Source organism: Micromonospora sp. FIMYZ51, from assembly GCF_038246755.1.
GTDB lineage: Bacteria > Actinomycetota > Actinomycetes > Mycobacteriales > Micromonosporaceae > Micromonospora.
On record NZ_CP134706.1, the window covers coordinates 5,707,501 to 5,721,352 of the forward strand.

General features: G+C 70.4%; 12 protein-coding genes, 2 tRNA genes, 1 pseudogene and 1 riboswitch (1 of these 16 cut by a window edge). Of the genes and pseudogenes, 3 read left to right on the plus strand and 12 right to left on the minus strand.

Annotation, left to right across the window (positions count from 1 at the left end; genetic code table 11):
- The 6 genes from QQG74_RS25440 to QQG74_RS25465 all read right to left on the minus strand — a co-directional run.
- Window positions 1-511 carry the 5' portion of a carbon-nitrogen hydrolase family protein gene (locus tag QQG74_RS25440; protein WP_341717226.1) on the minus strand. The gene continues 287 nt to the left of window position 1, outside the view, so only the first 511 of its 798 coding nucleotides appear in the window; it begins with the start codon at window positions 509-511; its stop codon lies beyond the left edge, outside the window.
- A 58-nt stretch (window positions 512-569) separates the two neighbouring features.
- Window positions 570-1,865, minus strand: coding sequence for an ATP-dependent Clp protease ATP-binding subunit ClpX (clpX, locus tag QQG74_RS25445; protein ID WP_341717227.1), 1,296 nt, complete (start codon window positions 1,863-1,865; stop codon window positions 570-572).
- Window positions 1,866-2,072: 207 nt separating this feature from the next.
- Entirely contained in the window at window positions 2,073-2,735 is a 663-nt protein-coding gene (locus QQG74_RS25450; protein WP_341717228.1) for an ATP-dependent Clp protease proteolytic subunit, read from the minus strand.
- A gap of 14 nt (window positions 2,736-2,749) precedes the next feature.
- Complete coding sequence (locus tag QQG74_RS25455; RefSeq protein ID WP_341717229.1) at window positions 2,750-3,391, minus strand: ATP-dependent Clp protease proteolytic subunit; 642 nt, start codon at window positions 3,389-3,391, stop codon at window positions 2,750-2,752.
- 171 nt (window positions 3,392-3,562) lie between these two features.
- Window positions 3,563-4,909 (minus strand): trigger factor, encoded by a 1,347-nt coding sequence (gene tig, locus QQG74_RS25460; RefSeq protein WP_341717230.1) that lies wholly within the window; start codon window positions 4,907-4,909, stop codon window positions 3,563-3,565.
- 161 nt (window positions 4,910-5,070) lie between these two features.
- Window positions 5,071-5,144 (minus strand) — tRNA-Pro (locus QQG74_RS25465).
- Window positions 5,145-5,421: 277 nt separating this feature from the next.
- Here QQG74_RS25465 and QQG74_RS25470 point away from each other — a divergent pair.
- Window positions 5,422-5,495: transfer RNA gene (locus QQG74_RS25470), tRNA-Gly, on the plus strand.
- A 222-nt stretch (window positions 5,496-5,717) separates the two neighbouring features.
- Complete coding sequence (locus QQG74_RS25475; RefSeq protein ID WP_341717231.1) at window positions 5,718-6,962, plus strand: hypothetical protein; 1,245 nt, start codon at window positions 5,718-5,720, stop codon at window positions 6,960-6,962.
- An 80-nt stretch (window positions 6,963-7,042) separates the two neighbouring features.
- Here QQG74_RS25475 and QQG74_RS25480 read toward each other — a convergent pair whose 3' ends face one another.
- The 6 genes and pseudogenes from QQG74_RS25480 to QQG74_RS25505 form a co-directional block, all read right to left on the minus strand.
- The gene (locus QQG74_RS25480; protein ID WP_341717232.1) at window positions 7,043-7,576 is read right to left on the minus strand and encodes a levansucrase; all 534 of its coding nucleotides are present in this window, start codon (window positions 7,574-7,576) and stop codon (window positions 7,043-7,045) included.
- Between the two features lie 171 nt (window positions 7,577-7,747).
- Window positions 7,748-8,554, minus strand: coding sequence for a class I SAM-dependent methyltransferase (locus QQG74_RS25485; RefSeq protein ID WP_341717233.1), 807 nt, complete (start codon window positions 8,552-8,554; stop codon window positions 7,748-7,750).
- Window positions 8,555-8,569: 15 nt separating this feature from the next.
- A riboswitch (S-adenosyl-L-homocysteine riboswitch) is annotated at window positions 8,570-8,645 on the minus strand.
- A 258-nt stretch (window positions 8,646-8,903) separates the two neighbouring features.
- A complete protein-coding gene (locus QQG74_RS25490) occupies window positions 8,904-10,295 on the minus strand; it encodes an MFS transporter (RefSeq protein ID WP_341717234.1) in 1,392 nt (463 codons plus the stop codon).
- 61 nt (window positions 10,296-10,356) lie between these two features.
- On the minus strand, window positions 10,357-11,013 hold the full coding sequence (locus tag QQG74_RS25495) for an MOSC domain-containing protein (RefSeq protein ID WP_341717235.1): 657 nt from the start codon (window positions 11,011-11,013) through the stop codon (window positions 10,357-10,359).
- Window positions 11,014-11,100: 87 nt separating this feature from the next.
- Window positions 11,101-11,609 (minus strand): annotated as a pseudogene (locus tag QQG74_RS25500) (hypothetical protein); the annotation flags it as partial.
- Between the two features lie 188 nt (window positions 11,610-11,797).
- Window positions 11,798-12,337 carry a hypothetical protein gene (locus QQG74_RS25505; protein WP_341717236.1) on the minus strand — a complete coding sequence of 180 codons (540 nt, stop codon included), beginning with the start codon at window positions 12,335-12,337 and terminating at the stop codon, window positions 11,798-11,800.
- A gap of 114 nt (window positions 12,338-12,451) precedes the next feature.
- Between QQG74_RS25505 and QQG74_RS25510 the strand changes: the two genes are divergently transcribed.
- Window positions 12,452-13,684: a GNAT family N-acetyltransferase gene (locus QQG74_RS25510; protein ID WP_341717237.1), complete on the plus strand. Its 1,233-nt coding sequence runs from the start codon at window positions 12,452-12,454 to the stop codon at window positions 13,682-13,684.
- The last annotated feature ends 168 nt before the right edge of the window (window positions 13,685-13,852 follow it).

Consider the following 13,852-nt stretch of genomic DNA (forward strand, 5'->3'; position numbering starts at 1 on the left):
GGTGGGCGCCGCCGTCGGTGGCGAGTTCCCGGTACAACTCGGGAAAACGCAGGTCGTAACAGATCGACAGGCCGACCCGAAGCCCCTCGACGTCGACCACCACCGTCCGGTCGCCCGGGGCCACCGTCGCCGACTCGCGGTACGAGACCCGACCGGGGATCTCCACGTCGTACAGGTGGATCTTGCGGTAGCTGGCCGCGAGCGCACCGGAGCGGTCGAAGACCAGCATGGTGTTCCAGGTGTGCTCGGGGTCGGGGCCGGCCTCGTGGAAGGAGCCGGCGATCAACCAGACACCGCGTCGTCGTGCGGCGACGGCGAAGAAGGAGCCGACCTCGCCGTCGACCGGCTCCGGCGCAGGCATGCCCGCGCCAGGCCCGAGGTAGTCGACATACTCCGGAAGGAGCACCAGGTCCGCGCCGGCGTCCGCCGCGCGGTCGATCAGGGCTTCGGCGGCGGCGAGGTTTGCCTTCCGGTCGTCGCGGGAGTTCAGCTGGCAGACGGCGACGCGCATGGCTGTCAGCGTACGGGCGGAAGAGGGTCCGGTGCAGTGCGAGCCGGCGTTCGGCGACTCAGGCCGACTTCTCCTCGCGCTCGCGCCGGGCGCGACGGCCGGTGAACTCGCGCGGCACGATCGTCGGGTTCACGTTCTCCAACACCGCTTCGCGGCTGATCAGCACCCGGGCTGCGTCGGGGTTACTGGGCACCTCGTACATCACGGAGAGCAGCACCTCCTCCATGATGGCGCGCAGGCCACGGGCGCCGGTGCCGCGCAGCATCGCCTGGTCGGCAATGGCCTCCAGCGCCGGCCGCTCGAACTCCAGCTCGACGCCGTCCAGCTCGAAGAGGCGCTGGTACTGCCGGACCAGAGCGTTGCGGGGCTCGGTGAGGATCCGGACCAGCGCGGTCCGGTCGAGGCTGCGGACGCTGGTGATCACCGGCAGCCGACCGATGAACTCCGGGATCAGCCCGAACTTGAGCATGTCCTCCGGCATCACCTGGCTGAAGATGTCGTCGGTGGAGCGCTCGGAGACGGCCCGGAGCCGGGCACCGAAGCCGGTGCCGCCGTGGCCCGTCCGGGCCTCGATGATCTGATCCAGACCGGCGAAGGCACCACCGCAGATGAACAGCACGTTTGTGGTGTCGATCTGGATGAACTCCTGGTGCGGGTGTTTCCGGCCGCCCTGCGGTGGGACGTTCGCCACGGTGCCTTCGAGCATCTTCAGCAGCGCCTGCTGGACACCCTCACCGGAGACGTCCCGGGTGATCGACGGGTTCTCCGACTTGCGGGCGATCTTGTCGATCTCGTCGATGTAGATGATGCCGGTCTCGGCCCGCTTGATGTCGTAGTCGGCGGCCTGGATCAGCTTGAGGAGGATGTTCTCCACGTCCTCGCCGACGTAGCCGGCTTCGGTCAGGGCGGTGGCGTCGGCGACGGCGAAGGGGACGTTGAGCATCCGCGCGAGGGTCTGCGCCAGGTGGGTCTTGCCACACCCGGTCGGGCCCAGCAGCAGGATGTTCGACTTGGCGAGCTCGACGCCGTCGTTACCGGCACCCGGCGCGTTGGCCGCCTCGGCCTGGATCCGCTTGTAGTGGTTGTAGACCGCTACCGCGAGCGCCTTCTTGGCCTGCTCCTGGCCCACGACGTAGTTGTCGAGGAACTGGCAGATCTCCATCGGCTTGGGAAGCTCTTCCCACTTCACCTCGCCGGACTCGGCCAACTCCTCTTCGATGATCTCGTTACAGAGATCGATGCACTCGTCGCAGATGTAGACCCCGGGGCCTGCGATGAGCTTCTTGACCTGCTTCTGCGACTTGCCGCAGAAGGAGCACTTGAGTAGGTCGCCGCCGTCACCGATCCGTGCCACCTACGTTCTCCCTGCACTCATCGGCCGGAGCCCCGGCCACGACCTGCGGACGCTGCGTTCCGCCCGTCTACTACCCACCTCGCCGGTCGCCCGACCAAGTGGTACGGACCCGACGTTACCCGCTGTCGGAGGTTTCTCCGACCCCCAAAACGGGTGTGTCAGAGGTCGGCCGGCGTCAGACCCGGCCGACCCCTGACCCGGTACTGGTCAGCTGGCAGCGTTCGCGGCCAGCAGCCCCTTCTTACGGCTGGTGAGAATCGTGTCGACCATCCCGTACTCGCGGGACTCCTCGGCCGTCATGATCTTGTCACGGTCGATGTCCTTGCGGACCTTCTCGACCGGCTGATTGCAGTGCCGGGCGAGCATCTCCTCCAGCTGCGTACGCATCCGCAGGATCTCCCGGGCCTGGATCTCGATGTCCGAGCCCTGCCCGTAGCCACCCTCGGTGGCCGGCTGGTGGATGATGATCCGCGAGTTCGGCAGCGCCATCCGCTTGCCCGGGGTGCCCGCCGCGAGCAGCACCGCCGCCGCCGACGCGGCCTGGCCGAGGCAGACGGTCTGGATGTCCGGCCGGACGTACTGCATGGTGTCGTAGATCGCCGTCATGGCGGTGAACGAGCCGCCCGGCGAGTTGATGTACATGATGATGTCCCGGTCGGGGTCCGTCCCCTCCAGGGTGAGCAGCTGGGCCATCACGTCGTTTGCCGACGCGTCGTCCACCTGGACCCCGAGGAAGATGATCCGGTCCTCGAAGAGCTTGTTGTACGGGTTGGACTCCTTGACCCCGTACGAGGTGCGCTCGACGAAGGACGGCAGGACGTAACGGTTGTGCACGGCCGCGAACTGCGGCGGCAGGCTCAGGTCGGTCATCGTCTGCTCCTCGATCAGCTCAGGGTCCCGGCGCCCTCGGGAACCTGAGCGGCCCCCGTGATCACCTTGTCGATGAAGCCGTAGTCCACGGCCTCCTGGGCGGTGAACCAGCGGTCCCGGTCCGAGTCCGCCTCGATCTGTGCCGGGGACTGGCCGGTGTGGAAGGCGACCCGCTCCTGGAACATCCGCTTGGTGTAGAGCATCTGCTCGGCCTGGATGGCGATGTCGGCCGCGGTGCCGCCCATGCCACCGGACGGCTGGTGCATCATGATCCGGGCGTGCGGCAGGGCGTAACGCTTGCCCTTGGTGCCCGCGCAGAGCAGCAGCTGGCCCATCGAGGCCGCCATGCCCATCGCCACGGTCGACACGTCGTTGTCGATGTACTGCATGGTGTCGTAGATCGCCATGCCGGAGTAGACCGAGCCACCCGGCGAGTTGATCCAGAGGAAGATGTCCCGGTCCGGGTCCTCCGCCGCGAGCAGCAGCAGCTGCGCGCAGATGCGGTTGGCCACCTGGTCGTTCACCTCGCTGCCAAGGAAGATGATCCGTTCCTTGAGCAACCGGTTGTAGACCGAGTCGTCGAGGTTGCCAATTGAGTCGCCACCTCGGGCGTCGAGCGCCCGCAGCGGCTTCGCTGGGATGTGCATGTCGGTCATGGCAGCCCTTCGCTCTCCGTACCGTCGTGTCCGACACTAACCGTTGCGCGGGGGGCCAGAAGCCCGCTCCGGGCACTGTTCGCTCTCAGCGCAGACCACCCGAAGGCGTACCCGGAAAGGGATTGGGCCACCACCCACCGCGACCGGCGGACGGTGGCCCCACCCCGACGATCAGTGCTCGTGGCCGTGCTCCGCCTCGCTCGCCTCACGCAGCGCGTCCAGGCTGACCACATTGCCCGCCGCGTCCTTGATCGTGATGCGTTCCATGATCGCGGCCAGCGCCTTGCCCCGACGGACGTCGCCGTAGACCGCGCCGGCCGCACCCGAGCGGACCAGCTGGTCGTAGTACTGCTGCGGCGCCATGCCGGCGCGCTGGGCGCGGTGGACGATCTCGTGGCCGAACTCGTCGTCGGAGACCTGCACGTCCTCGGCGTCGGCGAGGGTGTCGAGCAGCAGCTGGACCTTGACGCCCTGGGTGGCGGCCTCGGTCAGCTCCGTGTCGATCTGCTCCTCGGTCTTCTCCTCAGCGGCGAGGTAGTCCTCCATCGAGGCGCCGATGCGCTCCAGCTGGTCGGCCATCGCCTGCTTGCGGCTCTCCACCTCGTCGCGGATCACGCCTTCCGGCGCGGGCACGTCGGCGGCCTCGACCAGCTGCTCCAGGGCCTTGTCCCGGGCGGCGTAGATCTGCTCGACCCGCTTGCCCCGGGTGACCCGCTCGCGCAGGTCGTTGCGCAGCTCCTCGATGGTGTCGAACTCGCTGGCCAGCTGGGCGAACTCGTCGTCCAGCTCGGGCAGCTCCTTCTCCTTCACCGTCCGCACGGTCACCACGACATCGGCGTCCCGGCCGGCGAAGTCGCCGCCGACGAGCTGGGTGGTGAAGGTGGCGTCCTCGCCGGCGGCGAGGCCGACGACCGCCTCGTCCAGGCCCGGCAGCAGCTGCTTGCTGCCCACCTCGTGGGAGATGTTGGTGGCCGAGCCGCCCGGCACCTCCTCGCCGTCCACGGTCGCCCGCAGGTCGATCTGGACGTAGTCGCCTTCGGCCGCGGCCCGCTCGACGGTCTTCAGGGTGGCGAAGCGCTCGCGCAGGTTCTTCACCTGCTCGTCGATCTCGCTCTCGTCGATCTGGAGCTCGTCGACGGTGACCTCGATCGTCGACAGGTCGGGCAGGGTGATCTCCGGCCGGACGTCGACCTCGGCGGTGAAGTTGAGCGAGTCTCCGTCGTTGAATTCGGTGATCTCCACCTCGGGGCGACCCAGCGTCTTCAGGTCGTGCTCACGGACGGCCGAGAGAATGTTCTGCGGGATCGCCTCCTGCACCGCCTCGTTGAGCACGGTGCCCCGGCCCACCCGCTGGTCGATGACCTGCGGCGGCACCTTCCCCTTACGGAAGCCGGGAATCTGGATCTGCTGGCCGATCTCCCGGTACGCCTTCTTGAGGCTCGGCTCGAGCTCGACGAACGGCACCTCGATGGCGAGCCGCACGCGCGTCGGGCTCAGAGTCTCGACGGTGCTCTTCACAGGCGTACTCCTTGACGGATCTCGGTTGAGTCTGGGCGCTCTTTCGGCCCATCGAGTGTAGGCGAGCCAGCGGGAACGGCCAGCAGCACCCGGGGGCGGCACGCGGCGCTCTCGGCCCACGTGCCGCCGCCCAGGTGCGCGCTGTCGCACGCTTGCGGCAGTCGGGGTGGCGGGATTTGAACCCACGGCCCCTCGCTCCCAAAGCGAGTGCGCTACCAAGCTGCGCCACACCCCGTGGCGACCAGCAGTCTATGCCGTCCCCCCGACACCCGGGTGCCGGGGCGGCACCCAACGCGCCGAACGAGGACAAACCGCCCACGCTCGCCGGTGACGGCCACCGGGTGGGGCGTAGCGGCGCAAGTACGGCGATGTTGCGGTGTCCTGTCGCGGCGGATGCCGCAACATCGCCGTACTTGGGTGGATCATGAACGACGCGCCGCCGGGATACGGCCGTGCGAGCGCCGCCCGGCATTGGGTAGGCTGTCGGGCGCGGCCAGCTTGCCTGGGCGTACGCGGGCGTAGCTCAATGGCAGAGCTTCAGTCTTCCAAACTGACGGTGCGGGTTCGATTCCCGTCGCCCGCTCCACAGCACTACGGCCCGGGTCAGCGGCATGATCGCCGCACCTGGGCCGGTCTCGTTCCAGCCCTGGATGATCGTGCGTGCCATTGGCGTGCTGGCCGCTCTGCGGCTTGCCACCGGCGGGTTCCGTCGGCCGCCGACCGCCATCATTAGGCGTGATTTCACCTCAGTCAGGAATGCGGAATCTTCCTCGCGGTATCGGGTGCGTCAGGTTGCTACGGTGCAGCTATGCCGGGCCATGACAGGATTCGGGTTCGCGAGCGGTACGGCCAGCCGGGATCGTCCGGCACTCGATCAGATAAATCGGATTTGCCTGGCGCAAGCGTGGCCATCGGTGCGCTGCGGGACGGCCGGCTCCCGGCCACCGGAAACGTTTTCGCACTGCAACGACTCGCCGGCAACCGGGCTGTCACGTCGGCACTCACCGTTCAGCGGGACGGCCCGCCCGGCTCGGTTGCCGGTCAGGTCGATGCAGCCGCTGGCGCCAATACCGTCAGGCATTCGTTGACCGCGTCCGGGACCATCGCCGGCGGGCAGACCCTGTCCAACAGCGACGGTACGCACATCCACACCGTGGGCGACACGACCGTACGGGTATCGGTCACCACCCGAGGGCTCTCCATCGACTTCGGCCCGTCACTCGTCATCACGAAGGAAGACGCGATCGGCTGGCTCGATGTCGACATCGACCTGCATCGGCTGAGCTGGGATTTCGGCACGCAGATGTTGCACGCGGAGTGGACCGCGGCCAACGCGGTCAACTGGTTCGGTGGAGTGGGCGAGCAACTCCTCGGGCCGTTCCGACAGGCGTTGGGACAGTTGCCTGCCCGGACCCGGGAAGCCGGCTACAACCCGTTCACCGACGAGAACCTGCCAGGTGACCTGACCGAGTTGGTGGGCAGACTGGCAAGTGCGGGCGGCTCGGGGAGCCTGCCTCGGATCTCCGGCGCTCAGCTTCAAGGCGACTTCGCCGTCAGCGGCGAACTGACCCGCGACCTCGGCCAGGGCGTCACCATGGCGGTCCCGTCCGGCACCCGCTTGTCGGCCACCGCCTTCCTCGCCGGGAACGTGCCGAACAGCGCGGCGCGCGTACGCATCGCCCGGATCCAGCTCGACGCGTCCGGCCCGGGCGCGACACTCAATCTGCGTGCGCTGGGCCAGGACTGGCCGGTCATCCGACTCTCGTCGGTGACCATGGCTGCGGGCGGCCGGCTCTCCGCCCACTACCGCATCATCCACGAAGATATCGGGACGGCCCTCTTGCAATTTCTCGCAGTAGCGGCAGTGCAGGAGAACCCGTTGGCCGCCGGGCAGATCCGGGACGACCTCACCGCACACGACCAGGCCGCACATCGCATGATCGACGACATGGTGCGGGACAACGTCGAGCCGGTGCTCCGGGACGCGATCAGGTCGAACGCCGACGCGATTCCCGGGATCAACCTGGCCGAGTTGCTGGGGGTCTCCCCCTGACACCGCTACCGCAGCGGAACGGCCCAACTGCCTGCGCGGCGGCCGAGGGAGATGTCGGCCGGGCCGGCCGTACGTCCCGCTCAGGCTGCTCGACTGTCGTCACGGCGGTCAGCTTGCCGGCCCGGCGCGGGAAAGTACGTGTCGAGTTTGCGGCGCAGGTGTGCCGCGTAGACGAAACCGAGGGCCGGGGTGCGCCGGTAGCAGCCGACGGTGCCGGCCGTCACGTCCACCACCACCGGGCGGGCCATGCTGGCGAAGTGCAGCAACTGCTTCTGCTGCACCCACGCTGTCGCGGCCGGGTCGACGCGGGTGCCGACAAGGGCCGGAAGGACGGCGACACCGGACTGGAAGCCGCGCCACTGTCCCTTGCGGGCCTCCGCGTACTCGAAGGCCATCGTCGTGAAGGATTCCGCGTCGGTCCTGGTGACGTCGGTGGCGGGGGCCACGATCGTGAACAGGTGCAGCTTGGTCGCCATCCATTGGACGCGGAAATCCGAGCGGTAGCCGATGAGCACCGCAGTGCCGTGCCAGTTTTCGGTCTGCACGTCGCAGCCGTCGGCGGCCAACCGCACTGCCGTCGCCGTGATGTACTCCTGCACCGCGTTTTCCGCCATGACGGTCTCCCTCGCTCCGGGTGTCTCTACTCAGGATCGACCCGGGTGTCCAGCGGTCGACAGCCGAGTGTAGGACCGGCCCGGGCCCAGCCGGGGACGCGCGAGCCGCAGCGACGCAGTCAGCACTATCCGTCAATTTCACGGACGGCCCGGTTGCCGAGACAGCGCAGGCTACCGCCGCCCGGCGTGCGGCAAGCGTACGGCGGTTGCCAGCAGGTGGGTAAGCGGCAGAGCGAACGCACCGTCCCGGGTGGACCCACGCTCGTCGACGAAGCGGCGCAGGTCGGTCAGGAGGTTGTCCCACCGGCCCTCGGCAATCAACCGTTGCCGCTCGGCGAGCACGTGACCGGCCGTACCGATCAGGAAGGTGACCGCCGCGTCGGCGTCGGCGAAGGTCAGCTCAAGCTCGCGCGTACAGGCGGTGGTCAGCCGTAGCCCGGCGTCGCCCAGCAGGGCCACGAGCGCCTCCGGGTCCCCCCACCGGCTCGGCGGACCGCTGGCCGGCGGTGGCGGCGGCAGGTGCTCGGCGAGGACCTGGCCCATCGCCGGCAGGAAGCTCCCCGGTGTCCAGGCGGCCAGCACGAGCCGCCCCCCAGGTACGCAGACCCGGGCCAACTCCCGCGCCGCCCCGTCGTGGTCCGGGGCGTACATCACGCCGAACACGGAGAGCACGGTGTCGACGCAGCCGTCGGGTACCGGCAGCGCGCCGACGTCACCCACCGTCCAGGTCACCGGCAGGCCGGCGGCGGTGGCCCGTTGTCGGGCCAGCCGCAGTAGCGTTGGCTCGAAGTCCACCGCCGTGACACGGGCGCCGCGCTGCGCGGCGAGCAAGGCGGCGTTGCCGGTCCCGGTGGCCACGTCGAGCACCCGGTCACCGGCCTCGATCGCGGCGGCCTCCGTCACCGACTCCGCGACCGGTTCCAGCCGGCGCGCCATGGCCGGGTAGTCGCCGATGCCCCACGTCGTCAGAGAAACCACGAATCCGCCTTCCCGGTCGAGAAGGCGCCCTTGGTTCAGTGGATTCGGGCGAGCGTGGCGGATCCCGTCCGTCGCAGCGCCTCTCGCCCGGATACCTTGACCGTAACGGGCAGGCCAGCGCTCCGGCAAGGCACCGACCCCACCTCGACGCCGCCCGGGTCGGCGCAGCGCCGTCCCGCGTACCGGCCGGTCCGGGACGGGAGCGGCCGGTCGAGAAGGGAGCCATGCGGTTTCGGGCTGTCCGGGTCGGCTGGGTGGACGCCGAGCCGGCCGGAGTTGGAGCAGGCCATCCGCGACTTTCTCGCCGAGATTGATCCCGCCACCGGTTATCTGGCGCAATGACTGCCGCTCACGTGTCGGCTGCCCGGTTGTTGCCGGGCATCAGCGTGATGGTGGCGACGATGCCGAGGGCCGCCACCGCGGCGCCGAGCAGTTGCACGGTGCCGTAGGCCGCGCCCGCGCCGAGCATGGTGAGGAACACCGCCACCGAGAGGGCTCCCCCGACGTGGCTTGTCGACTCGAAGAGCGCGGAGGCGGTACCCCGGTCGTCGGGAGCCGCGTTGCCGACGCTTTCCCGGGTCAGCGCCACGTAGATGGGGCCGGCGCTGATGCCCCAGCCGACCAGCCAGGCGACCACGACGGGCAGGGATCCGCCGGTGCCCACCGCCACCCCGACGAGAGTGCCGGCGCAGAGCGCGAGCGCCACCACCGCGACGGTGCGGGGACCGTACCGTCGGATGAGGTTTCCGGCCGGCACGGCGCTGAGCAGCGCGCCAAGCAGGACCGGGGCGAGCACGAGGCCGGTCTGCGCGGCGGAGAGCCCGTGGACCTGCTGGAGGTAGAGGCTGCCCACGACGACGACCGCCGCGTACGACGCCGAGTGCGCCGCGAACGCCAGGCAACTGGCCATCAGCGACCGCGACCGCAGCAGGCCGGGCTTGAGCAGCGGGTTGCGCATCCGGCGTTCGAGCGGGACGAGGACGGCCAGCAGGAACAGGCCGGTGCCGAGGAAGGACAGCGCGGGCCAGGGCGCTCCCGGCTCGGAGATTCGGCTAGCGCCGTAGATCAGGGCGAGCAGCCCGCCGGTGGCCAGGACGGCTCCGGCGACATCCAGCGACCGCCGGTCGGTGGCCACGGGCGGATCCGGCGGCAGCAGTCGCCGGGTGGCGATCACCGCCACGATCCCCACCGGGACGACGGCGAGGAAGATCCAGCGCCAGCCCCAGTACGAGGTGATCAGGCCGCCGCAAACGGCACCCGCGAGGCCGGCCGTGTTGGCCGCGGCGGCGACCACCGCGAAGACCCGGCTGCGCCAGGGCTCGTCGGGAAAGAGGGCGGCTGCCGACGCCAGGGCAGCGGGGATGGCGAAGGCGGCACCGAGGCCCTGGAGGACCCGGCCGGCGAGCAGCGGGATGAGCGCCGAGGCCAGGCCAGCGAGGACCAGGCCGAGGGTGTTGACCACCAGGCTGATGATGATCAGCCGCCGCTGTCCCCAGAGGTCGCAGACCCGCCCGCCGAGCAACAGGAAACCGCCGATGCTCAGCGAGTACAGGGTGATCACCCATTGCAGCCGGTCGGGCGCGATGTCGAACTGCGTCGCGATCTGCGGCAGGGCGGTGGCCACGGCGAGGCTGTCGAAAAGCACCAGGAACATGACGCTGGCCAGGACCAGGGCGACGGGCCAGCGGCGTACCGGCTGCGGCGGAGCCGGGGGTGCCGGCGCGGTCAGTGCTGGTTCCATCGGTCCTCCATCCCCACTGCGAAGGAGGGCAGCGGATCTGCTGCCGGGCCGGTGGATCGGGTTATCCGGCGGCAACCCGCCGACGGATCTGGGCCCGGTCCTCGGCGGGCAGGGCGTCGGCGACCAACAGCTGCGGCAACAGCTCCGGCTCGATGGTCAACGCGCGGAAGGCGAACTCGACGGTGACCTGGTGGTCGGGCCGGTGCAGCACCTCGATCGGGTCGGTGGCGCGGACCTCGCCGGGCTCGATCACCCGCAGGTACGCGCCGGGCACTGCCGCCTGCGTGAACCGCTTGATCCAGCCGCGCTCCTGGAGCCAGCCCTGGAACGTCCCGCACGGGATCCGTGGGCAGGAGATCTCCAGGACGACGTCCGACCCGATCCGCCAGCGCTCGCCGATCAGCGCGCGGTTGACGTCGACTCCGACGGTCGTCAGGTTCTCCCCGAAGGAGCCGTCGCCGAGGGTGCGACCCAACTCCGCCGCCCAGCGGTCGAGATCTTCCCGCGCGTAGGCGTAGACGGCCTGGTCGACACCGCCGTGGTGCTTGACGTCGTAGACCCGGTCGCCCACCAGACCTACCTCGCCGGTGCCCTTGGCACCGGGCACGACCACGGCCACCGGACCCTCGACCGGCCGCTTGTCGATGCCGGTCAGCTCGGGCCCGGCCTTCCAGGGGTTGGGTCGCGGCCTGCCGACGTTCACCGAGCGCACCTGCATGAGACGACGGTACGGCGCAGGCCGGCGGCACGCAGGCCCGGGGGTCCGCCCGAGGCGGTGCGGCGGTTGCGCTCCGGCCGGCGTCCGTCAGGCCGCGATCTGCTCCGTCGCGCGTACCGACGCGGCGAGCAGGGCGTCGTCGCCGCACCGGGCGTACGCCTCGATGGCGGCGTCCGCGAACTTGATCGTGTGGGCGTCGCCGGAGTCCACCGCGCGCCGTATCACCTCGGCGACGTCCCGCCGGGGCCGGACCGGCGGGGCGGGCCCGGATGCCGGCGCGCTGGTCGGGCACCCGGGGCACCGCGTCGAGCGCGGTACGCGGGTCGGTGATCGGGTACGGTCCGGCGCCAGCGGCTGCCAGCGGGCCGCCCAGTAGGCCAGCCCCTGCCCGAGTTCGGTGACACGTGGGGTGCTCTCCCAGTCGAGCAGTGCGCACGGCGTGACCGACCCGGATCACGCCATGGGTGGCACCGGCCGCGATGCCGGGCAGCAGGCGCGGCCACCAAACGGCCGAGCGCCTCCCGCCACGGCGCGTCGGCCAACTCCCGATCGAAGTAGTCCAGCCAGTCGCCGGTACGCACCGGATCGCGCAGCGGCGACGCCAGGACTTGAAGTTCGGTTCAGGTCAACCCGATCGGTGGGGTCGGGTGGATCGGGTCGCGGCCACGGATGAACCGGCGGCGGCCGGGTATGTAGGCCCGTCCTGGTGGAGTGACGACCTCCCGGTCGCGGTGCCGCGACCGGCCCGGCCGGGCGGGTCGGCATGACCCGCCCGGCGGCGGGGTCAGGTGGTCAGCCAGTTCCAGGCGTCCACGATCCACTGGGTCTGTTGCAGGTAGGCGATGCCCAGGCCGGTCAGGAAGACGGCGGTGACCAGGTGGGCGCCCCGGGCGCTGCGCCGGATCCGGCCCAGTTGCCGTTCCAGCACCAACCGGCCCAGCAGCCGGGCGAGCGCGAAGAGCCCGGCCGCCACCAGCAGGCTCAGCACGAAGATCAGAAACTGCCCGGCCAGGTCACCGCCGCCGGAGATCGCCCAGATGCCCCAGCACACGAAGGCGAACAGCACCCCCGCCATGCTCCACTCGCCGCCCCGCTTCAGCTGCGCCACGTGCCAGCTCAACGGCCGGCGCGGCGCCGGCTCACCCGGCCAACCGGTGCCGGTCGGCTCGTGTTCCATGGTCGGGAACGGCTCGGTGGGCGACGTCCGGGGCCCGACCGAGGCCACGCCGCGCCGGAACGGATCGCGCTGCGTCGGCACTGCGCCATCCGGCTGCGGCGGCACCTCCACGGTCCGTTCCGCCCACGGCTGCTTCTGGTCGGCCATCTCGTCCCCTCCCCTTGGCCGGCGGCGCGCCCCCGACCACCGCTTGTGACTTCGAGGGTAGCCAGCCGGCAAATGGGTCGCCGTCGCCGCACCGATCGGTTAGACACAACCGGTGTGACAACCTCTTCGCTGCCCATCGAGACCGCCCGCGTCGAAGACTTCGACGAGATGAACCGGTTCCTCAACACTCTCTTCCATCACGCCCTCGAACCCGAGGCCTACGAGGCCGAGAAGGCGATCTTCGAACCGGCGCGGGCGCTCGTGGTGCGCGACGGTGCGGAGCTGGTGGCCACCGCCACGGCCTTCACCCGGGACCTGGCCGTACCCGGCGGCGAGGTACCGGCGGCACACGTCAGCATGGTCGGGGTCGCCCCCACCCATCGGCGCCGGGGCCTGCTCACCGCCATGATGCACAGGCAGCTACGGGACATCCGCGACGCCGGCCGGGAGCCGGTGGCGGTGCTCTGGGCCAGTGAGGGCCGGATCTACCCCCGCTTCGGCTACGGGTTGGCGTCGCAGCGCCTCGAGATCGACAGTGTCACCGCCGAGCTGCGGCTGCCCGCCCCGACCCCCGACGAGGGCCGGCTACGGCTGGACCTGCCGGCCAATCGCCGGCCCGACCTCGCCCGGGTGTACGACCAGGCGCGGCTGGACCGGCCCGGCTGGTCCGCCCGGGACGACAGGTGGTGGCGGTACGTGCTGGTCGACCCGGAGTCACAGCGCGGCGGTGCCACCGAACGGCGGGTGGTGCTGCACGAGGGCCCCGACGGCGTCGACGGGTACGGACTGTTCCGCACCAAGGCCGAGTGGGACAGTGGCGGCCCGAAGTCCACCACCACCGTCGACGAGGTGGTGGCGACCAGCCCGGCGGCGTACCGGGCGATCTGGCGGATGCTGCTGTCGATCGACCTGACCCGGCGGCTGACCTCCAACCGGGCAGCGGTGGACGAGCCGCTGCTCTGGCTTGTCGACGAGCCACGCCGGCTCGGCGTCCGGCAGATCGACGCCCTCTGGGTACGCGTGGTGGACGTACCGGCCGCGCTGGCCGCCCGACGCTACGCCACCGACCTCGACGTGGTCATCGAGGTGACCGACGACCTGCTGCCGGAGAACACCGGTCGGTGGCGCCTGGTCGGCGGGCCGAAGACCGCCAGTTGCACCCCGGCGACCGGACCGGCCGACCTGGCCTGCGACGTACGCTGCCTCGGCGAGCTGTTCCTCGGTGGTGCCAGCCTCACCACGCTGGCCGCCGCCGGCCGGGTACGCGAACTGCGCTCCGGTGCCCTCGCCGAAACCACCCCCGCCTTCACCTGGCACCGCGCCCCCTCCGCCATGGAAGTCTTCTAACCCACCCCGCCCACCCCACCCCACCCCACCCCACCTCGCCCCACCCACCCCGCCCCACCCCGGCCCGGCGATCTTGCACTTTTGGTCGCTTGAATGTCAGCATTCGCCGCTTTTGCCCAGACGGTAAGTGCATGATCGCGGGGGCGGGGTGGGGCGGGCGGGGTGGGG

Bases quoted from the DNA above. Each gene is read 5' to 3' on its own strand.
- QQG74_RS25450 (WP_341717228.1), bottom strand. From the start codon at position 2,735: ATGACCGACCTGAGCCTGCCGCCGCAGTTCGCGGCCGTGCACAACCGT.
- QQG74_RS25455 (WP_341717229.1), bottom strand. From the start codon at position 3,391: ATGACCGACATGCACATCCCAGCGAAGCCGCTGCGGGCGCTCGACGCC.
- QQG74_RS25475 (WP_341717231.1), top strand. From the start codon at position 5,718: ATGCCGGGCCATGACAGGATTCGGGTTCGCGAGCGGTACGGCCAGCCG.
- QQG74_RS25480 (WP_341717232.1), bottom strand. From the start codon at position 7,576: ATGGCGGAAAACGCGGTGCAGGAGTACATCACGGCGACGGCAGTGCGG.
- QQG74_RS25490 (WP_341717234.1), bottom strand. From the start codon at position 10,295: ATGGAACCAGCACTGACCGCGCCGGCACCCCCGGCTCCGCCGCAGCCG.
- QQG74_RS25495 (WP_341717235.1), bottom strand. From the start codon at position 11,013: ATGCAGGTGCGCTCGGTGAACGTCGGCAGGCCGCGACCCAACCCCTGG.
- QQG74_RS25505 (WP_341717236.1), bottom strand. From the start codon at position 12,337: ATGGCCGACCAGAAGCAGCCGTGGGCGGAACGGACCGTGGAGGTGCCG.